Origin of the sequence: Magnetovibrio blakemorei (genome assembly GCF_001746755.1) — a bacterium.
Lineage (GTDB): Bacteria > Pseudomonadota > Alphaproteobacteria > Rhodospirillales > Magnetovibrionaceae > Magnetovibrio > Magnetovibrio blakemorei.
This window is the reverse complement of the sequence record NZ_MCGG01000008.1, coordinates 207,400-227,637: the sequence shown is the minus strand read 5'-3', so window position 1 is coordinate 227,637 and position 20,238 is coordinate 207,400. Positions and strand designations below refer to the sequence as shown.

The window sequence follows — 20,238 nt, the reverse complement described above, 5'->3', positions numbered from 1 at the left end:
CCCCGTGAACAGACAGAAACGATTTTGGGTGGTCGGCGCCGTTGCGGTGCTCGGGACGCTTGGCGTGCTTGGGTACGTGCAGAATCAGACGGATGCACACCCGAATATACCGACCCCAGATATGCAGGTGAACGCACAATTGGAGCCGCAAGCCGTCGGGGTTTCGTCGTTTCGCTCCGATGTGCAGCGTGAGCTTGATGTTTGTTTTCGCTGCCACGGTGAAGGCGGGGTCAGTTTGCGCCCGGCATACCCCACCATTGCGGGGCAAAAACCAGACTATATCCGCCGCCAGTTGCAGGTGTTTCGACACACGGGCAACGATCCGTCCGATGAGGTCCTCTACAGGAACGAAACGGGTGATCAATTCGATGCGTTTCGCAGCAAATTGCCCCATCGCAACAATGTGGCGATGGACGGCATGGCCAAAAGTGTGCCAAGCGCGCTGCTTGACTCCGTTGTGAAGGCCCTGTCGAGCCTGCCGTGCGATGGTGGAAAACCCAAGGTAATAACGGAAATTCGCCCGTCCCTACCGACAAAAACAAACCGCTGCGTCGTATGTCATGGGCAGAACGGCATCAGCCTCGAACCCAATACCCCGAATTTGGCCGGACAGCACCAGGTCTATTTGCGTCGAGAGTTGATCATGATCCGCGATTCTGCGCGGGGGCTAATACCCGATGCGAACGCGCCGTCGCGAAGTCATCCGACCATGGAAGCCCAGGCTGAACATTTGACGGACAGCGATATCGATGAAATTTCGGGCTATTTTGCGGCGCTTGATTGCCGGGGTGGGCTGTAAGGTAAAGGTGCTGTACGTCCCATGTGCGTTGCGTATATAAGATGAATTAAAGAATCTTATTGAAAATGCTTATTTCGGATATTTATTTATTTAATCAAATAAATAGCTTAGCTCAATAATTAGCGGGGACGATCGATAAATCCGCTGAACAGATCGGGCTGGCGCTGGCTGTCTTCATCGACTTCGACGGGCAAGTGACACGACACCTGGGTGCCGCGCCCTGGACGGCTGGTCAGCTGGACCTCACCATTGTGCAGTTCAATAAAACGCGCAATCAACGCCAAGCCCGGCGGGACTTCGTTTTCTTTCAAGCCGGTTCCGCCATCGGTGACGCTGAACACCACGTCGCCGCCTTCGCGGTGCGCCTGCAAGAGAATTTGCCCCCCCGGCGGTGTGCTCGATACCGCACTGGACAACAATGTGAACAATACCTGCTTGAGGCGCTTTTCATCCGCAACCACCCAGCCGATATCGGCGGGACTGTCGAATTCGATATCGACGTCTTTGCGCCGGGCGCGTTCGCGGATCAAATTCATGGCGGTCACAAGCAAACGGTTCACGTCAACGGTGTCCAGCTCCAAGGTCATGAGCCCCGCCTCGACGGAGGCCAAATCGAGCATGTTGTCGATGATGCCGATGAGTTCTTCGGCGCTTTCGACGATGCCTTGCGAATATTCATGCTGGCGCTCATTCAGCTCACCAAAATGATTATCGGTCAAAATTGAGGCGAAACCGACGATGGCATTCAGCGGGGTGCGAATCTCGTGACTGATTCCGGCCATGAATTCGGATTTCAACACGTTGGCTTCGGCCATGGCGTGGGCGCGTTCCAACAGGGCGTTTTCGACCCGCGCACTGTCGGTGACGTCCAGATAGCTTAGCAACACGGCACCGTCGGGCAGGGGCACCTTGGCGTATTCCAGAACCCCGCCGTCGGTCAGGCGGACCCGACCACGATCAGAATCGCGGCTCATCAACTTGGCGGCCAGGTGGATGGTGTCGAACGCACCGTCACCGCCGTTCGGCCCATCGTCACGGCGGATCAAGGCGGTGATGTGCTTGATAAAGCCGCTCATGCGCAGCGGCACTTCGTCGTTTTTCGGGGCCAGTTTCCAGATCCGCGCAAAGGACGGGTTCATCAGCTTGACTTGCCCGTCAACGCCAAACACCGCCACCCCTTCATAAAGGTTGTCGAGGGTTTCGCGCTGCACCGCGGACAGGGTTTTGTAATTGCGTTCCAAATCCAAGTGATCGGTGACATCTTCATAGGCGAAGATCAAGCCGCCCAGCGGATGAGGGCTGGCAACGGAGCGCAATGTGGAGCCGTCGGGCAGGTGCAATAAGGTTTCTTGGGGCCCGTCGAGGCGGCCAAACAGGCCCGTCTGTTCGGCCTTGAAAGCTTTGAAGTCGGCGACTTCAGGCAAGCGCCGTTGTTCACGCAAGCGTTCCAGAACATCTGTGTAGGCGGGTTCGTCGCTCAGCCAGGAGGGATTTAAGTCCCACAGTTTGGCGAACGCGGAATTGAACAAGGTGAGCTTTTGGTCGGCACCGTAAATGGCGATGGCGGTGGTCAGGGTTTCCAGCACTTGGTTTTGCGCCTGAATATGGCGGGTAAACGTGTCTTTGGATTGCTGGGCATAGGTCATGTCTTGCGCGATGCCCAAGGTGCCACCCCCCGGCAGCGGCACTTCGGTGATGTCAACAAGGCACGATGTACCATCGTCGCGGTCCAGAACCTGGCGTTCGGTGAGCGCCGACTTTTCGCCCCGTGCCCGTTCTGCCAAGCTGTGTCCAGCCTGGGCTGCACCCAAAACCCGCGCAGCGTTGTTGATGGCTTGGACACCCAATTTGCCGCCCCGCAACCACGCAGGCAGAGGCATGGCTTCGATGATGTCGCGCGCGCTGATGCTCGCCCCTTCGGCAGGCGGCGCCAAATCGGAAACGTCGCGCATCCACAAAACATCGGCCAAAGAGGCGTCAGATTCGCCGTCATGGACTTCGCCGGCACCTGCGCGCACACCAACGATGAGCAATCGCCGCGCGCCGTCTTTGGTGGTGACCACACATTCAAACGGTGCTCCTGCCGTGCGCAGGCGGTGCGCTGCGCCCATCAAAACCTTGGCGTCGTCGCCGGTGAAGCATTCCATCACCGACCGAAAACTGGAACGCACGCCATCGCGCAGCCCCAACAGCACCGCCAAGCGCCGCGAACAGGCTTCGGAATTGTTCGCCACCACCCACAAAAACAAGCCATCGGGCGCGGTGGCCAAAATTTCATGGCTGATTTCGGCGTCGGACAACAGCCGCTCATGCTTGTGGCGCAGTTGATTGAGTTGGCGGCGTTGACGCAACGCAAACACAATCAGCCCCAGCGCTGCCAGCGCCATCGCCAGCGCCAGAAGCGGGGCTGCGCTTGCCAAGATTTGGTTGAACGTGAAACCGTCCATAGTGCGACAGATGTCCCTTCGGATTTTCTCAGCATTATCAGGGGGGTGATCCCTTGAGGGGGATGTTAGGCCCAGGTTGTCTTTGGGGCAACAAAAAGGGCGCTCCGGTGAGCGCCCTTTCGTAAAATATGTTTGGCCGTTTAGTAGCGGTAGCTATCGGGCTTGAACGGGCCTTCGACGGTGACGCCGATGTATTTGGCTTGTGTGGGGGACAATTTGGTGAGCGTTGCGCCCAATTTGTCCAGGTGCAAGCGGGCGACCTTTTCGTCCAGGTGTTTGGGCAGAACGTAAACGTCGTTCTTGTATTTGCCGTCAGCGTTGTTCTTGAACAGTTCAATCTGCGCCAAAACCTGATTGGTGAAGCTTGCGGACATGACGAAGCTGGGGTGGCCGGTGGCGCAGCCCAGGTTCACAAGGCGGCCTTGGGCCAACAAGATGATGCGGTTGCCGTCGGGGAAAGTGATTTCGTCCACTTGCGGCTTGATGTTGTTCCACTTCATGTTTTTGAGGCCCGCAACCTGGATCTCGTTGTCGAAGTGACCAATGTTGCAGACGATGGCACGATCTTTCATGCCCCGCATATGTTCAACGGTGAGGATGTCAACGTTGCCGGTGGTGGTGACGTAGATGTCGCCTTCGGGCAGGGCTTGTTCGACGGTGACGACCTCAAAGCCTTCCATGCACGCCTGCAGGGCGCAGATCGGATCGACTTCGGTGACCAGCACGCGACAGCCGGACGAACGCAGACTTTCCGCAGAGCCTTTGCCGACATCGCCGTAACCGCAAACCACGGCGACTTTGCCCGCCATCATCACGTCGGTGGCGCGGCGGATGCTATCGACCAGGCTTTCGCGGCAGCCGTACTTGTTGTCAAACTTGGATTTGGTGACGGAATCGTTGACGTTGATGGCGGGGAACAACAGCGTGCCCTTTTTCGCCATTTCGTACAAACGGTGCACGCCGGTGGTGGTTTCTTCGGTGACGCCTTTGATGTTGGCGGCGGCCTTGGTGTACCACTGGGGGTCTTTGGCAAGGTGTGCCTTGATCGCGGCAAACAGGACTTCTTCTTCTTCGGTGCCGGGCTTGTCGAGGACCGAGAGGTCTTTTTCCGCGTCCTTGCCCAGATGCAACAGCAACGTGGCGTCGCCGCCGTCGTCCAAAATCATGTTGGGCGAGCCGCCATCGTGCCACGTGAACAGACGGTGGGTGAAGTCCCAGTAGTCTTCCAAGGTTTCGCCCTTGTGGGCAAACACCGGGGTACCGTTGTCGGCGATGGCGGCGGCGGCGTGGTCTTGGGTCGAATAAATGTTGCACGACACCCAGCGCACTTCAGCGCCCAGCATTTCCAGCGTTTCAATCAGCACGGCGGTTTGAATGGTCATGTGCAAGGACCCGGCGATGCGTGCGCCTTTCAGCGGTTGCTCGGCTTTGAGCTCTTCGCGGATGGACACCAGTCCGGGCATTTCGGTGTTGGACAGGTCAATGTCCTTGTGGCCCCATTCGGCTAGGCTGATATCGGCAACTTGAAAGTCTTGTGCGTCGCTCATGGATGCGTCTCCTGGACGTGAAAGTCGGTGAACTGAGTGAATCTGTTGGTTGGGGGTTTACCAGCCCTTAGGCGGCGGGGCAAGGGCGGAAATGTACCGATTCTTGGGGTGGAGGGGCAATAGGTGCGGAGGAAGGGTCAAATAATTTCGTCTTCGTCGAACAACGGATCGACTTCAAACTCTTTTTCCGCTTGGTTGACAAACTTTTCGACGCCGCCGCTACGGCGAATGTGGGCGATGTGAAACAAAGCGTCCCCTTGGTTGACGATGGGTAAATTGGTGCGCCCGATGATGACGCCTTCGGTTTGCACTAAGAGCTCGCGCTCCTTTTCGCCGATGGGATCGGAAATCACGCCCATGACGTCGCCCACATGCACCGCTTCGCCAATGGTGTGAAAGGCCCTGAGCAACCCCCCGCGGGGGGCGCGGATCCAGTGGCTGGTGGTGGCGAACTGGGGTCTGGTTTTGGTGTCGGCGACGGCCTTGTCTGCGACCATGCCCAAGGCCTTCATCACCCGCAAAATGCCTTTGACGCCGACCCGCACGGCAAATTCATCAAAACGCAGCGCTTCACCGGCTTCATAGACCAAGACATCCACGCCGGCCTCATGCGCGGTCATGCGCAGTGAGCCTTCGCGGTAGGGCGATTCCAGAACCACCGGCGCACCGAACACTTCAGCCAGCTCTGCCGCACGGTTGCCGTCACGGGTGATGCGAATTTGCGGCAGGTTGATGCGGTGCTGGGCGGCGGAGTGGAGATCAATGCCGATGTCGGAACGCTTGACCACTTCGGTCATAAACAGGTTGGCCAATTGCCCCGCCAAGGACCCCTTGGGCGAACCCGGAAAGGAACGATTGAGATCGCGTCTGTCGGGCAGGTAGCGGCTGTGGTTGATGAAGCCAAAGGCGTTGACGATGGGCACGCACAACAAGGTGCCGCGCAGCGTACGCACCGCGCTGGCGTTGACGATCCGGCGCACAATTTCCACGCCGATCACTTCATCACCGTGCACCGCGGCGGAAATGAACATCACCGGGCCGGGGCGTTTTCCGTGCACCACGTGAACCGACATGTTCATGGGCGTGTGGTTGGACAGCAAGCTGACGGGAATATCCACCGTCTTGCGGGTGCCGGGCGCCACCGAGGTGCCATTGATCAGGAAAGGCTCAACCATTTACATATGACCTGTCGTTCATGAGGCCTAACATCATATCTGCCTAACCTCGGCCTTTGGTTTTGGTTTTGCCGGGTTTGGCATTTTTTTCCAAAAATTCAATGATTTTGCCTGCGACATCAATGCCGGTGGCCGATTCAACGCCTTCAAGACCTGGCGAAGAGTTGACTTCCATCACCACCGGACCGTGGTTGGAACGCAGCATATCCACACCGCACACATTCAGGCCCATAGCCTTGGCGGCGCGCAGAGCGGTGGAGCGTTCCTCGGCGGTGATTTTGATGTTTTGCGCATGGCCGCCCCTGTGCAGGTTGGAGCGGAAATCATCCCCCGATCCGGTGCGCTGCATGGCCGCGACCACCTTGCCGCCAACCACCAGGGCACGGATGTCCTTGTTGCCCGCTTCTTTGATGAATTCTTGGACCAAAATGTTCACCTTGGCACCGCGAAAGGCTTCGATGATGGATTTGGCCGAACGCGGCGTTTCCGCCAGCACCACGCCGATGCCTTGGGTGCCTTCCAACAATTTGATCACCACAGGGGTGCCTCCCGCGATTTCGAGCACCTGATCGGTGCGGCTGGTGTCGTGGGCAAAAGCGGTGACCGGCAGACCGATGCCATCGCGAGCCAGCAATTGCATGGACCGCAGTTTGTCGCGTGATCGACCGATGGCCACAGACTCGTTGAGCGGATAGACTCCCATCATTTCCAACTGGCGCACCACCGCCGTGCCGTAAAACGTGATCGACGCCCCGATGCGCGGAATGACCGCGTCATAACCTTCCAGCTTTTCGCCGCCATAGTACAGTTCCGGGCGATGGGATGTGATGTTCATGTAGCAGCGCAGCGTATCGAAAACGTCGATTTCGTGGCCTCGGTCTTGGGCGGCTTTGACCAGGCGTTCGTGGGAATACAGTTCCGCATTTCGGGCCAGCATCATAATTTTCATCGGATAAAATCCAGTTCGGTGGGCTATGAACAATCAGGTGCGTGAGGCGATATAGGAACGACCGGGGTTTATCAAGAAGCGATTTTTCACCGCGGTGCGCCCGAGCAGCAGGCGAAAGCCCATTTTATCACGGTTGGTCAGGGTGAGTTCGATCGTCCAACTTACATTGCCCAGGGTAACACCGGTTTCAACGACGTAGCGCATCTCCTGCTTGCCGCCCGTGTTGCGCACATAGCGGCGATCGGTTACCGCCGCTTCGCACGAGATTACGGTGCGATTGTTACGTTGGATCGGGTGCAGGTTAAAACGGACCCAGGGCCTACCGTCGACATCGAACGGTTCAATGTCCCAGGCGTGCAGGGCGGACGTGCGTGCGCCGGTATCGATTTTGGCTTTCATCCGCCGAATGCCCAATTGCGGTAAATCCACCCATTCGCGCCAGCCAATCAGCGTGAGTGAACGGGATTTTGAGGGCTTTGAAACCTTTAGAGGTTTTAGCGTGGACGAGGACGTTTTGCGTTTGACGGTCATGGACCGGAACTTTCAAGCTGACGGACAGCGGGCATTTGCCCACCATGCGGGATCAGAATGCGGAACGCGCGGATGAGTGCTTTTGAGGGCGTTCCGTTTCGTTGGCGGCAGGTGCCGACATGGGCAAGGTGAAACTGAACGTCGAGCCGACCCCGGGTTTGCTTTTTATGAACATTTTTCCGTGGTTGCGTTCGACAAATTCTTTGCACAATAGCAAGCCTAAGCCGGTGCCTTTTTCGCCGTCGGTGCCTTTGGTGGTGACGTTGGTCGATAAATGGAAAATCGCTTCTGCGGTTTTGACGTCCATGCCAACGCCGGTGTCAATGATGCTCACCTGGGCCAAGTGTTCAGGGGTGTGGGCGTATTGGATGGTGATGGTGCCGCCCTTTGGCGTGAACTTAATGGCGTTGCTGACCAAGTTCCGGATCACAGTGTCGATGGTTTGGGAATCGGCATAAGCCGTCGGGGCTTCGCCGCATTCCTTCAACTGGATGCCTTTGTCGCGGGCCACAGGCCCCAGGATTTCAAGGGTGTTGGCGACAATCTCGTTCAGCGCAAAAAAATGGGGGGTGTATTCTACGCGGTCCATTTGCAGCCGGGCCCATTCCAACAAGTTTTCCAACAGCTTGAATACACGGTTGGCACTTTCATTGATGGTGTGAGCGTAATCTTTGACTTTTTCTTTTGTCAACACATCGACGCGCTGCTCCAACAACGAGGTGAAGCCCAGCAGGGCGGTGAAGGGGCTGCGCAGGTCGTGGGCGATGATGGAAAAGAACTTGTTTTTTTCTTGGTTGAGCTTTTCCAGTTCGTCTTTGGCAAGGGCGTAGTTCTCAGCCAATTCGACATACTGAATATTGATGGCCTCAGCCCGTTCGCGTTCATCCTGGATGGTGCGCATTTCTTGGAGCAAATGATCGTTGGTTTTGCGCAGGCTTTCTTCGGATTTGCGCAAAACGACGGTCAGGTGGACAAAGTTTCGCAGCATCGCATCTTGACTGCCGTCCCACGGCAAGGCCGCCAGGGCACCGGCTTGTATGAAGGCATTTTCCGTAGGACGACTGTCGATGTCCATCAATACGATGATGGGAATGCGCACGCCGGATTCTTTGGCCCCTGCGCACACCGCCAGGGCAAATTCCGGCTGGTCGGAGATGGCGCGCACCACACACAGTTGAAATTTGAAACTGACCAAAGCCGTCAGCGTTTCCTCGGTGTCGTCAGAATGAACGAGATCAATGCTAAAGCCATCCTCTTTAAAAGCCTCCAGCAGGGCATGCTCTGTCTCGATGCCGCCACCGGCCAAAAGGATTTTTGCGGACTTCATACCCTTTGATCGCCTCTCTTATTTGTCCATGGCCTTAAGCATTTGCTTGATTATTATAAAGATGCCTCAATCTAAAGGCTATTCAAACTATAAACATACCTTAAAGAGTCCAAAATGGAGCAGATGCCGTGACCGAAGTCGAAACCGCTGAACGCCATAAATCAAAAATGGAAAAAAAGAAGGCCGCGCGCGACAAAATCATGGCGGCCAAGACCGAAACGCGCGGCTTGGTGATTGTCCACACCGGTAAGGGCAAAGGCAAATCCACGGCCGCTTGGGGCATGGCCCTGCGCACCTTGGGGTATGGCCGCCGGGTGGGGATCGTGCAGTTTGTGAAGGGTAAATGGGACACGGGCGAGCGCGTCACGTTTGAAAAATTCGGCGATCAATGCGTGATTGAAGCCCATGGCGAAGGGTTCAGCTGGGAAAGTCAGGACTTAGAGCGCGACAAAGCCGCCGCCGCCCGGGCGTGGGCAGCGGTGACGACGATGATGGCGGACGACACCATTTCGTTGCTGATTTTGGACGAAATCAATATTGCGTTGCGCTATGGCCAATTGGACGCCGCGATGGTGGTGGACGCCCTGAAATCCAAACGGGCGGATTTGCACATGGTGCTGACCGGGCGCAATGCGCTGGATGAAATCATTGACGTGGCCGATTTGGTGACGGAAATGACGTTGGTGAAGCATCCTTTCCGCTCCGGGATAAAAGCACAAGAAGGCATCGAATTTTAACATTTGCGTGGTATTTTTACGCTCTCAACTGAGGTGAATCGGGCGAATCGACGGGATCGGCGCGTTCATGAAAAAGGGCAGTCAGATGATTTCACGTATCAAAGCAATTGTAGTGGTGTTGATGGCGTTGCCGTTGGCCTTGTCAGCGTGCTCGACCCGCCCCATCACCGATGAAGCGCGGGCCCACCAGATTGTCCAAGGCGCGCAGTTGGCGGTGCAAAAATTCAAGGCCTCAAACGAACAGCCCATGGATGAATTTCGCGCCATGCTGCCCAAAGCCCAAGGTATCCTCATCATGCCGGGCGTGATCAAAGGCGGCTTTATTTTGGCGGCAGAAGGCGGCAGCGGTGTTTTGCTGGCCAAGAATGGAAACGGTGAATGGGGCCAACCCGCCTTTTATGCGCTGGCGGCGGGCAGTGTCGGCCTGCAAGCGGGCGCTCAGGTTGGCGATGCGATTTTGCTGATTTTCAGCCAAGACGCGGTGCGCGCGGTCATCGACCATCAAGGCAAGCTGGGGGCTGATTTGGGTCTGATCATCGGCACCATCGGGGCGGGGGTCGAAGCGTCGACCACCACCAACGCCGGTGCCGATATCTTGGTCTTCAGCCAAGGCGTGGGCGCGTTCGCCGGGGGCTCGCTCGAAGCCGCCGCCTTGATCAAACGCAACGACTTGAACAAAGCCTATTACGGCGAAATGCTGACGCCCACCGACATTGTGCTGGGAGGGCGTGCGCAAAACCCCGCCGCTGACGGCTTGCGCAAGGTGTTGAATGGTCAATAAGCGTACGGCATCAGCTCAAGTTTCACTTAAAGAACCAGCCCCGAAAGAGCCCGCCCCGGCACCTCAGCCGATGGCCAAGGCGTTTATGGTGCAAGGCACCGGCTCGGACGCGGGCAAGTCTTTGCTGGTGGCGGGGCTGTGTCGGGCGTTCACCCGGCGTGGCCTGGTCGTGCGCCCGTTTAAGCCGCAAAATATGTCCAACAACGCCGCCGTTACCTCGGACAGCGGCGAAATCGGCCGTGCTCAGGCGTTGCAGGCCCGTGCCTGTGGGGTTGCCCCGCACACCGATATGAACCCGGTGTTGCTGAAACCCGAACACGATTCCGGCGCCCAGCTGGTGGTGAACGGTCACATGCGCGGCCAAGTGAAGCCGCAAGATTTCCGCACCTTTAAAGAAACCCTGTTGCCGGACGTCCTGGCCGCGTTCGAACGCCTGAAATCGACCTGTGATTTGGTGATTGTCGAAGGGGCCGGCAGTCCGTCGGAAGTCAATTTACGCGCCGGCGACATCGCCAACATGGGCTTCGCCCTGGCGGCCAATGCACCGGATGGCGTGCCCGTGGTGCTGGCGGGCGACGTGGAAAAGGGCGGTGTCATCGCCCAGGTGGTGGGCACCCATGCGGTGCTGATGCCGTCCGAGCGCGCCCTGATCAAGGGCTTTGTCATCAACAAATTTCGCGGCGACGTGGCGCTGTTTATGCCCGCCATGACCGACATCGAAGCGCGCACCGGATGGCCGGGCTTGGGCGTTGTTGGGTGGTTTTTGGACGCTGCAAAACTGCCGAAAGAAGACAGCGCCTCGTTGGGCACGTGGCTGGAAGCGGGACGCGGCCATGGCGCGCATCCCATCCGCATCGCCGTGCCGCGCTTGGCGCGCATCGCCAACTTCGATGATCTCGATCCCTTGATGGCGGAAGACGATGTTGAAGTGTTGATGATTGAGGCGGGCCAAGCCATTCCCGGCGACGTGGACGTGATTGTGCTGCCCGGCTCCAAATCCGTGATCAGCGATTTGCGTCAAGTGAAAACGGAACGCTGGGACATCGACATCGCCGCGCACCTCCACCGCGGCGGTTTGGTGGTGGGCCTGTGTGGCGGCTATCAAATGCTGGGCCAGCGCATTTCAGACCCCGACGGCATCGAAGGGGATGCAGGCGAAGAACCGGGCCTGGGCTTTTTGGACGTGGAAACCGTGCTGACGGGCGACAAAACCCTGGAGCAGGTGACGGGCAAAGTCGCCGCAACGGGACTGGATATAGCAGGCTATGAAATGCACATCGGCCTCACCGAAGGCCCCGATCGCCATACGCCCTGGTTCCATCTTCAAGACGGCCGCGAAGAGGGTGCACTCAGCCCCAGTGGCCACGTCATGGGCACCTATCTGCACGGCGTGTTTGCAACGGACGCCTTTCGCCATGACTTCTTGAGCCAACTGCGCGAAGGCCGCAGCGGCGGCGCGGCCTACGAACAAGGCGTGGAAAACGCGCTCGACGCGCTCGCGGATCATTTGGAAGCCTGTCTGGACTTGGACACTGTGCTGGGCCTTGCGACATAAAATAACAAGGTTCCTCGACGCGGCGCCTGGATTGCCACGCCCCCCTTCGGGGTCTCGCAATGACGGGGAGGACCAAAGTCTTCGACGAAGTTTCGTCCTGACCGGATTTGATCCGGTCATCCACGTCTTACTCGCGCCTCCTAAAAAAGTCATGGATACGCGGGTCAAGCCCGCGCAAGACGGCTGAATTCAAGCGTGCCCTTAGGGTGCCCCATACGATCTGAGTTGATAACGCTTCGTCCTGACGTCTTTTTTGCGTGAAGCAAAGACAGGCGTTGACACAATCCACACGTCGCGTTGAGGAACACACGACAATTTGTCGCATTGGCCTTTCTCAGTTCCCTTTAAAAACAACCCCTTACGGCTGGAACAAAACTTGCTGTGTTCGGCACACCGGCACCTTTGGCCATCCATAAGGGGAACTTAAAATGAGTTACCAAGACATCGACGTCCGCGACGTCGCGACCTTGTTAAAACGCGAAAATCTGGTGGTGCTCGACACCCGCGACACCTCGAGCCAGCGCCAAGGCCAACTGCCCAAGGCCCAACCCGCCAGCGACCACGTCATCTCCACCTTGATGAAACAACGCCGCACCAATCCCCCGGTGCTGGTCTACTGCTATGAAGGCAACAGCAGTCGCGACCTGTGCAGTTTCCTCGAACAACTGGGCCTCAGCGAAATTTACAATTTGGCCGGTGGGTGGAAGGCGTGGCTGGCTCAGGGAGGTTAATCAGGGTGGCTAAACCAGCGCGTTAAAATCGTCCAGCAGCATGGCGATGCGGCCGCTGTCGGTTTGGCCCATGATGACGGTGGCGCGGTTTTGCGCGGCGGCCAGATCGATCTCGCGGACCCGTTGTTTGACAGGACCCAAGGCATGGGCGCTCATGGACAATTCGCGGATGCCCAGCCCCATCAGCAGCGCGGTATAACGTGGATCGCCGGCCATTTCCCCGCACAGCGATATGGGAATGCGCGCCCGCAAAGCGGCTTCGGTGGTGAACTGGATGAGGCGCAAAACGGAGGGGTGCAGCGGGTTATAGAGCGCCGCCACCTGTTCGTCGGTGCGGTCCACGGCCATGGTGTACATGGTCAGATCGTTGGACCCGATGGCGAAAAAGTCCGACACAGAGGCCAGCGCGTCCGCCGTCAGCGCGGCGCTGGGGACTTCGATCATGACGCCCATGGGCGGCAGCTTATCGGCGATTTTGACCTTTTTGCGTTTCAGCTTGGTGGCAAGTTTCATGAGGATTTCGCGGGCGGTGCGCACTTCTTGCTGGCTGCACACCATCGGCAGCAAAATCCGCACCGGGCCGTGAGCGCCAGCGCGCAAAATGGCGGTGAGTTGCGCTTCAAACAAGTCCGGTTTTTTCAAAGACAGGCGAATGCCGCGCAGGCCCAGCGCGCTCTGGGCGCTGTCGCCGATGTCCTGGGTCAGGGATTCGGCCAGCTTTTCCCCACCAATGTCCAAGGTACGCACGGTGACGGTGCGCCCATCCATGGCTTTGACGATGTCGCGGAGAATCTTGTATTGCTCTTCCTCGCCGGGAATGTCGTCTCGGTTCATGAACATGAATTCTGAGCGCAGCAAACCGATGCTGGACGCCCCCGCGTCCAACACGCCGGGCATTTCGATGGGCAGCTCGACATTGCAGCCCAGCGAGATTTCGGTGCCGTCGCGGGTGACGGACGGTTGACGGCGCAACCGTGTGAGACGGCTCAGCGTGCGGCGGTGTTTGGCTTGCTTGGCTTCGAACGCGGCCAAGGTTGCAGGCTTGGGATTGATGACGATGCGGCCCTGATCACCATCGATGACGATATGATCGCCGGACTGAATATGGCCCAACAAGCCGGCAGCCCCCAACACGGCGGGCAATCCCAAGGCGCGCGCCATGATCGCCGTGTGACCTTGCGCGCCGCCCAAAACGGTGGCGAAACCGGACACTTTGTCGGGGTTGAGCTGGGCGGTGTCGGCGGGGGTCATTTCTTCGGAAATGATGATCGCGCCTTTGCGCACCGTGTTCAGCGGTTTCACGTGGGACTTGGTCAGCGCGCGGATCAAGCGGTAGGCGACTTCGCGGATGTCGTCCATGCGTGCGGCGATATAGGTGTCGTCAAGCGCCTCAAAGCCCGTCGTTATGTCTTTGATTTCGGCTTGAACGGCGGCTTCAGCGTTGATTTTGTCATCGCGAATGCGCCGATAGGCCCCGCGGACCAGACGCGAATCCTTGAGCATCTGCTGATACGCTTCGAGCAAGAAACCCATTTCTTCCGCGGCCGCGGCGGGCATCGTCGCCGCTTTGGCTTGCAGCCGTCCGATTTGGCGTTGCGCGGTTTGCAGGGCGCCGTCCAAGCGCGTGCACTCTTCTTCGATTTGTGCCCCGCGCACCGAGTATTCGGGCACCGCGATGGAACCGCTTTCGCGAACATGGACGTAACCGATGGCGACGCCGGGGGAAACGCCCAGTCCGTGAAGGATGATTTCTTTGGGGCCTGATTTGGCGGCGGGGCTCATGGGCTAGCAGCCTTCGCCAAATTTGTCGTCGATAAGGGCTTCAATCGCGGCCATGGCAGCGGCGTGCTCTGCCCCGGTGATGGAGACAAAAATACTTGAGCCAATGCCTGCGGCCAACATCATCAGGCCCATGATGGACCCGCCCGAAACCGATTGGCCGTCTTTGGTGACGGTGATTTCAGCGTCAAATTGCCCCGCCAGTTTGACAAATTTGGCAGCGGCGCGAGCATGTAGACCGCGTTGATTGCGAATGGTGATGGTGCGCTCAAGGACTTGAGCGTTTGGGGAGGCATTCACGACAAATTCCTTTTGGCTCTTTTAAGAACCGTCTTGGCCCAAAAGATCAGACGCGATGTTGATGTACTTGCGTCCGGCTTCTTGAGCTTGGGTTGCGGCGGCTTTTAAGGCTGAGTCGGTGCGCACGCTGGCCAGTTTGATGAGCATCGGCAGGTTGACCCCGGCGATGACTTCCACGTTGGCTTTTTCGATCACGCTGATGGCCAGGTTCGACGGCGTGCCGCCAAACATATCGGTGAGCAAAATCACTCCAGTGCCATCGTCAACTTTCGAAATACTGTCCAGGATTTGCCCCCGGCGTTCCTCCATGTCGTCATCCGGTCCGATGCAGATGGTCGCCACGCCGTCTTGCGGGCCGACCACGTGTTCCATGGCGGAGACAAATTCTTCGGCCAAACGACCGTGTGTCACGAGCACAATGCCTATCATGACGTTTTCCCGTTCCCTTGTTGTTGCTCCGGTTTTTGTTCTGGCCCCACGTGCGCTTGAGCGTCAGTGGGCATGTCTCGATGTGCCAGCCGGATGCGGTTGTGATGTGTTCCCAGCCACGCCGCAAGTTTCTCAGCGACGAAGACGGAACGGTGTTTTCCCCCTGTGCACCCCACGGCGATGGTGAGGTAGGATTTTCCCTCTGTTTCAAAGCGCGTCACCATGGGTTCCAGCAGTGCGCTCAAATTGGCGAAAAATCCGGCAAATTCCGTGTCATCTTCAATATACGCCTGAACCCCAGGATCAAGACCCGTCAGGGGTTTCAGGTGGGGATCATAGTGGGGATTGCGCAAAAAGCGAACATCGAAGACAAGATCCGCATCGCGGGGCAATCCCTTGCGAAACGAAAAGGACGTCACAAAGATCGCCATGCCCGCGTCCGTGTGTTCGTCGCCAAAGGCATGGTCGAGAAAACTTTTGACGTCGTAGGGGGTGTCGCCGGTGGTGTCGAGATGAATGTCGGTGATGTCCAAGAGCGGCGATATCAGCCCGCGCTCCAAACGAATGCCGTCCAAAACCGGCAAGTCGATGGCCAGCGGATGGCGGTGACGGGTTTCGGTGTAGCGCCTCACCAGCTCTTCATCGCCGCAATTGACAAACAGCACTTTGACCTGAACGCCGGGTTGTGCGCACAAGACCCGCCATTGGCGAATGAAGGTATCGGCGGCAAAGTCGCGGGTGCGGATATCCACGCCCACCGCAATGGGCCGCGGCGCCTGGGTGGTGTCGGAAAAGACATCCGAGGGCGGCGCGACGATGTTGGGCAGCAACGACAGCGGAACGTTGTCCAAGGCTTCAAAGCCTAAATCCTCAAACGCTTTGAGCACCGTAGTTTTGCCCGCACCGGACATGCCTGTGACCAAGACAACGTGACGCGAAGGGGAAAGGGGCGAAGAAGTCATGGGCGGGAGGATATCCACAAATGGTGAAGGTTTGAATGCATTTCGAACATAGGCCTGCACTTTTTAAGGGGGCGGCTGTTTTTCTATGTGGACTGAAAGAGGTTTTCTTTCAGCGCTTTGAGCGTCATGCGCACCTTGGCGGGTGCGGAGGCATCGAAACCGTGGAGGCGAAAGGAAGGAATATCTATGCCTTCGATGGATTCCGTTTGCGCCCCGGGCAAACGCTCAATCTCGGCCAATGGCACCAAATCGAAAATGGCCGTTACGGGGGCGCGGGGCACGCAACCGACGCGCAAGATACCGACGCCGCGCACTTCCAACAGGCCTTCAATGGCTGTGGGGGCATTGGCGTAGAGTATGCCGTCCTGGGTGCTGAGTTCTGTGTAATCATCGGCCACCAACCCGGCGCCGTCGTCCATCAGACGCAACGCCAGATCAGACTTGCCGCTGCCGGGCTTTCCCCGCAGCAGCACGCCTTTGCCCTTGATCAAGACACACGTGGCATGAATACGTTCCATCCATTCAGCGTAAACGGGCGGGCGATGGAGTCAATGCCTGTGATGAGGTGCGATTAAGTTTTTTAAGTACGCATTTAAGCCGCAGGCAGGCGCACGGTGAATTGTGCGCCCAAGGCTTTTCCGTTTTCGTTACGAAGCGTTTCGGCGACGATGGTGCCGCCGTGGGCTTCGATGATTTGTTTGGAAATGGCGAGGCCCAGACCGGAATGGCGACCGAATTGTTCCGCTTCGGGGCGTTCGGTGTAAAAGCGATTGAAGATGTCGATCTCTTTGCCGGGGGGGATGCCGGGGCCTTGATCTTCGACGGTGATGAGGATCGAGCCATTGTTACGGTGCGCGCCAAGACGGATCACCGCGCCGGAGGGCGGGCTGAAGGATACTGCGTTGGTAATCAGGTTGCGAAACACCTGGACCAGGCGGTCTTCCATGCCGATCACTTGGACCGTGCCCTGCACATCCACAACCAGTTGAGGCGCGCCTGCAGACGTGGTGTGGGAATGAATGTCGGCCAGGGTGGAGAGCATTTTGCCCAAGTCGACGGGCAGGGTTTCCGCGCGGGACAGTTCCGCATCCAGTCGGGACGCGTCGGAAATGTCGCTGATCAGACGGTCCAGGCGTTCGACGTCGTCTTGAATGACGGCCATCAGTTTGCGCTGTTGGTCCGGGTCTTTCAGGCGCGCCGCTGTTTCCACGGCGCTTTTGAGACTGGTGAGGGGATTTTTGATTTCGTGGCTGACGTCGGCGGCGAACGCTTCGATGGCGTCCATGCGGGTCCACAGCGCTTCGGTCATGTCGTTGAGCGCAATCGCCAGTTCGCCGATTTCATCGTTACGTCCGCGCATGCCGGGAATGGTGTGTTGGCGGTGCTGACCCTTGCGCACCCGGTCGGCGGCGCGGGCCAAGATGCGGATCGGGCGGGCGATGGTGCCGGCCAGATAAAACGACATCAACACGGTGATCATCAAGGTGAAGGCAAAGATGCGCAGAATTTCCAGACGCACATCAAACAGCGCGGCATCGATCTCGAGAGATGATTTGGACAGCATCAAGACGCCCAAGGTCTGCTTGTAGCGGGTGACCGGCATGGCGACTGACAGCACCAAGGAACCGTCCGGCATGGAGCGACGCGCCACCCACGTTTCACCGTCCAGTGCGCCCATGGCTTCGCGGTAATCTTGTGCGCGCTGCTCAACTTTTTCACTGTAAGGCGGGTACTCGTCGGTGCCCGGCAACCAGGTGTAGAGGGTGTCAAAGGCGTAAAACAATGTGGTCAGCACGCCGTCGGATTCCTCTTCGACGGTCGGTGGCGGCAGGCTTTCCGCCTGTACTTGGCCGCCCGGTTCCAACAAGATGCGCGAATCGGCCACCAGTGAGCCGTCAAAGGCAAACAGTCGGGCGCGGGTTTCGGCGGTGAACGCCAAACGGCGCACAATTTGGCTGGCCAGATCGGGCAACAATTGTTGGCCCGCTTCGGACACGGCCGATTCGCCCAACGCCACGGCAAAAATTTCGGCATGGGTGCGCAGCGCGGAAAGTTCCGTTGCAATCAAGTTGCGTCGATATTCGCCAAGATAAAACAACCCCGCCACCAACAAGGCCGGAGCCAGCAGGTTGACCGCCAAAATGCGCCGGGTTAAGGGCGAAAAGCGGCTGTTCAATGCAGAAGGGCGTTCGGCAGGCGCGCGCTCGCTGGGCTGGCCCGGGTTGACACGCGGGGAAGCCTGCGCGTTTTTGTCCGGGTCTGCGGTTTGAGGGTGCGGTTCAGGTTGTGACATAAGCAAAGCTTAAATCACTCGCCCGAATAACGATAGCCCACACCGTAGAGCGTTTCGATGGCGCCGAAGGTGTCATCCACTTCGCGGAATTTACGCCGCAACCGTTTGATGTGGCTGTCGATGGTGCGGTCGTCCACATAGATGTGTTCGCCGTAAGCGGCATCAATCAACTGATCGCGGCTTTTGACGTGACCGGGATTGCGCGCCAAGGCCTGCAACAGCAAAAATTCCGTGACGGTCAGGTTCACGTGCTGGTTTTTCCACACACACAGGTGACGGGTGCTGTCCAGGGTCAGGTCGCCCCGGTGAACCACTTCTGCGCCAGCGCTCGGCGGTTCGCGGCGGCGCAAAACGGCGCGGATGCGTTCGATCAGCAAGCGTTGGGAAAACGGCTTTTTGATATAGTCGTCGGCGCCCATGCGCAGGCCCATGGCCTCGTCCAACTCATCGTCTTTGGAGGTGAGAAAAATCACCGGCAGATCGCCGCGTTTTCGCAGTTCGGTCAACAGTTCCATACCATCCATGCGCGGCATTTTGATATCGAGGATGGCGAGATCAGGTGGATTGCGCGATATTTCGCGCAAGGCTTCTTGTCCGTCCTTATAGGTGAAGACTTCAAAGCCTTCCGCTTCCAGCGTCATGGCGACGGATGTGAGGATGTTGCGGTCATCATCAACCAGGGCAATGGTTTGGGCCATGTGAGTTCCAAATTTCTGTTTGGGTGATGTTAGCTGAAATGCGACGTTCATAGGCAAAAAATCTCCGCTTTTCCAATCTATCCAATTGACCTTTGCTTTGTGGCAAAATTATAGTGTGATCAAGGCAGATCAGGGTCATGGGCCAAAAGCTAAGTCTTTTGGCCGCAAGCGGAGATTGATGATGCACAATGCTAATCACAGCACCAAGCGCCAAATCGCATTTCGAAATGGTTCTCACAATCGTCCAAAAGTTCGCGCAAAAGCCGCCCAAGCCCCTGCCTTTGGTCCTGTTTTGATGGTTTTGGGTTTTGTGAGCTTGGCGGTTTTGGCCTTTGCGTCCTGGATCCAAACGCCTGCGCTGTCGTTCTGACGGCCTTTCGAGCCGACGAAACCCCAACTGGGGATCCCAACAATGGGAGACCCTAAAAAGGTGACCAGGGGCCAACGTGGGTGAATTTATCAAATCCTTAAATGCATTTGCGCAGTTGCTGTTGGAAGCGGCGCGCGATTTGATGCCCATTGTCTTGGTCATTGCGTTTTTTCAAGCGGTGGTGATCCGCGAACCTTTTCCCAACCTGGCCGAAACGTTGGTGGGTGCGGGATTGGTGGTGGTGGGGTTGGCTTTTTTTGTGCGCGGTTTGGAAATGGGTCTGTTCCCCCTGGGCGAAGCCATGGCTCAGGCGTTTGCCAAAAAAGGCAGCCTGTTGTGGCTGATGGGGTTTGCTTTTGCGTTGGGTTTTGGCACCACGGTTGCGGAACCCGCGCTGATCGCGGTGGCCTCCGAAGCTGCCGAAACGGTCGCCGAGGGTGGCTTGATTTTGTCCGACAAAGAAAGCATGGCGTCCTATGCCTATGGCCTGCGCCTGACCGTGGCGCTGTCGGTAGGGTTGGCGATCATGATCGGCGTGTTGCGCATCATTAAGGGCTGGCCCATCCAGGTGGTGATCATTTCCGGCTATTTGTGTGTGGTGGTTTTGACCTTCTTCGCACCAGCGGAAATTGTTGGCATCGCCTACGACAGTGGCGGCGTGACCACCTCGACCATCACAGTGCCGTTGGTGACGGCGCTGGGCGTGGGCTTGGCCACATCCATTCGCGGGCGCAATCCCATGACCGACGGCTTTGGCTTGATTGCGCTGGCCAGCTTGACACCGATGATGTTCGTGATGGTCTACGGAATGGTGTACTGAGATGGTGG

The 20,238-nt window shown here is 57.8% G+C and carries 20 protein-coding genes; 7 read left to right on the top strand and 13 right to left on the bottom strand.

Annotated elements, in window-relative coordinates:
- Nucleotides 1-4 precede the first annotated feature (4 nt).
- The gene (locus BEN30_RS02735) at nt 5-799 is read left to right on the top strand and encodes a c-type cytochrome (RefSeq protein WP_139134805.1); all 795 of its coding nucleotides are present in this window, start codon (nt 5-7) and stop codon (nt 797-799) included.
- Between the two features lie 119 nt (nt 800-918).
- On the opposite strand, the gene BEN30_RS02730 is transcribed toward BEN30_RS02735, so the two are convergent.
- The 6 genes from BEN30_RS02730 to BEN30_RS02705 form a co-directional block, all read right to left on the bottom strand.
- Complete coding sequence (locus tag BEN30_RS02730) at nt 919-3,246, bottom strand: sensor histidine kinase (RefSeq protein WP_069956783.1); 2,328 nt, start codon at nt 3,244-3,246, stop codon at nt 919-921.
- A 140-nt stretch (nt 3,247-3,386) separates the two neighbouring features.
- A complete protein-coding gene (gene ahcY, locus BEN30_RS02725; RefSeq protein ID WP_069956782.1) occupies nt 3,387-4,793 on the bottom strand; it encodes an adenosylhomocysteinase in 1,407 nt (468 codons plus the stop codon).
- Nucleotides 4,794-4,930: 137 nt separating this feature from the next.
- A complete protein-coding gene (locus BEN30_RS02720; RefSeq protein WP_069956781.1) occupies nt 4,931-5,968 on the bottom strand; it encodes a succinylglutamate desuccinylase/aspartoacylase family protein in 1,038 nt (345 codons plus the stop codon).
- Nucleotides 5,969-6,011: 43 nt separating this feature from the next.
- Nucleotides 6,012-6,917 carry a 30S ribosomal protein S6--L-glutamate ligase gene (gene rimK / locus BEN30_RS02715; protein WP_069956780.1) on the bottom strand — a complete coding sequence of 302 codons (906 nt, stop codon included), beginning with the start codon at nt 6,915-6,917 and terminating at the stop codon, nt 6,012-6,014.
- A gap of 33 nt (nt 6,918-6,950) precedes the next feature.
- Entirely contained in the window at nt 6,951-7,448 is a 498-nt protein-coding gene (locus tag BEN30_RS02710; protein WP_069956779.1) for an ATP-dependent zinc protease family protein, read from the bottom strand.
- Nucleotides 7,449-7,500: 52 nt separating this feature from the next.
- Nucleotides 7,501-8,775 (bottom strand): ATP-binding protein, encoded by a 1,275-nt coding sequence (locus BEN30_RS02705; protein ID WP_069956778.1) that lies wholly within the window; start codon nt 8,773-8,775, stop codon nt 7,501-7,503.
- 128 nt (nt 8,776-8,903) lie between these two features.
- Here BEN30_RS02705 and cobO point away from each other — a divergent pair, with 128 nt between their 5' ends.
- From cobO to BEN30_RS02685, 4 genes are all read left to right on the top strand, one after another.
- A complete protein-coding gene (cobO, locus tag BEN30_RS02700; protein WP_069956777.1) occupies nt 8,904-9,512 on the top strand; it encodes a cob(I)yrinic acid a,c-diamide adenosyltransferase in 609 nt (202 codons plus the stop codon).
- 85 nt (nt 9,513-9,597) lie between these two features.
- Nucleotides 9,598-10,293 (top strand): lipid-binding SYLF domain-containing protein, encoded by a 696-nt coding sequence (locus BEN30_RS02695; protein WP_069956776.1) that lies wholly within the window; start codon nt 9,598-9,600, stop codon nt 10,291-10,293.
- A gap of 70 nt (nt 10,294-10,363) precedes the next feature.
- Complete coding sequence (locus tag BEN30_RS02690) at nt 10,364-11,848, top strand: cobyric acid synthase (protein ID WP_069956843.1); 1,485 nt, start codon at nt 10,364-10,366, stop codon at nt 11,846-11,848.
- A 428-nt stretch (nt 11,849-12,276) separates the two neighbouring features.
- Nucleotides 12,277-12,579: a rhodanese-like domain-containing protein gene (locus BEN30_RS02685; RefSeq protein ID WP_069956775.1), complete on the top strand. Its 303-nt coding sequence runs from the start codon at nt 12,277-12,279 to the stop codon at nt 12,577-12,579.
- A 9-nt stretch (nt 12,580-12,588) separates the two neighbouring features.
- Here BEN30_RS02685 and ptsP read toward each other — a convergent pair whose 3' ends face one another.
- The 7 genes from ptsP to BEN30_RS02650 all read right to left on the bottom strand — a co-directional run bounded on the left by ptsP (nt 12,589) and on the right by BEN30_RS02650 (nt 19,040).
- Entirely contained in the window at nt 12,589-14,361 is a 1,773-nt protein-coding gene (ptsP, locus tag BEN30_RS02680) for a phosphoenolpyruvate--protein phosphotransferase (RefSeq protein ID WP_069956774.1), read from the bottom strand.
- A 3-nt stretch (nt 14,362-14,364) separates the two neighbouring features.
- A complete protein-coding gene (locus BEN30_RS02675) occupies nt 14,365-14,658 on the bottom strand; it encodes an HPr family phosphocarrier protein (protein ID WP_069956773.1) in 294 nt (97 codons plus the stop codon).
- A 21-nt stretch (nt 14,659-14,679) separates the two neighbouring features.
- Complete coding sequence (locus BEN30_RS02670) at nt 14,680-15,087, bottom strand: PTS sugar transporter subunit IIA (protein ID WP_069956772.1); 408 nt, start codon at nt 15,085-15,087, stop codon at nt 14,680-14,682.
- Nucleotides 15,084-16,049, bottom strand: coding sequence for an RNase adapter RapZ (gene rapZ / locus BEN30_RS02665; RefSeq protein WP_069956771.1), 966 nt, complete (start codon nt 16,047-16,049; stop codon nt 15,084-15,086). Before rapZ ends, BEN30_RS02670 begins: the two co-directional genes overlap by 4 nt.
- A gap of 83 nt (nt 16,050-16,132) precedes the next feature.
- Nucleotides 16,133-16,567, bottom strand: a complete 435-nt coding sequence (locus BEN30_RS02660) for an HPr kinase/phosphorylase (protein ID WP_069956770.1) — start codon at nt 16,565-16,567, stop codon at nt 16,133-16,135.
- A 74-nt stretch (nt 16,568-16,641) separates the two neighbouring features.
- Nucleotides 16,642-18,342 (bottom strand): stimulus-sensing domain-containing protein, encoded by a 1,701-nt coding sequence (locus BEN30_RS02655; RefSeq protein WP_084004933.1) that lies wholly within the window; start codon nt 18,340-18,342, stop codon nt 16,642-16,644.
- A gap of 14 nt (nt 18,343-18,356) precedes the next feature.
- Nucleotides 18,357-19,040, bottom strand: a complete 684-nt coding sequence (locus tag BEN30_RS02650; RefSeq protein ID WP_069956769.1) for a response regulator transcription factor — start codon at nt 19,038-19,040, stop codon at nt 18,357-18,359.
- A 178-nt stretch (nt 19,041-19,218) separates the two neighbouring features.
- On the opposite strand from BEN30_RS02650, the gene BEN30_RS02645 reads away from it, so the two are divergent.
- On the top strand, nt 19,219-19,410 hold the full coding sequence (locus BEN30_RS02645) for a hypothetical protein (protein ID WP_069956768.1): 192 nt from the start codon (nt 19,219-19,221) through the stop codon (nt 19,408-19,410).
- Between the two features lie 76 nt (nt 19,411-19,486).
- Nucleotides 19,487-20,230, top strand: a complete 744-nt coding sequence (locus BEN30_RS02640) for a DUF1538 domain-containing protein (RefSeq protein ID WP_211563244.1) — start codon at nt 19,487-19,489, stop codon at nt 20,228-20,230.
- The last annotated feature ends 8 nt before the right edge of the window (nt 20,231-20,238 follow it).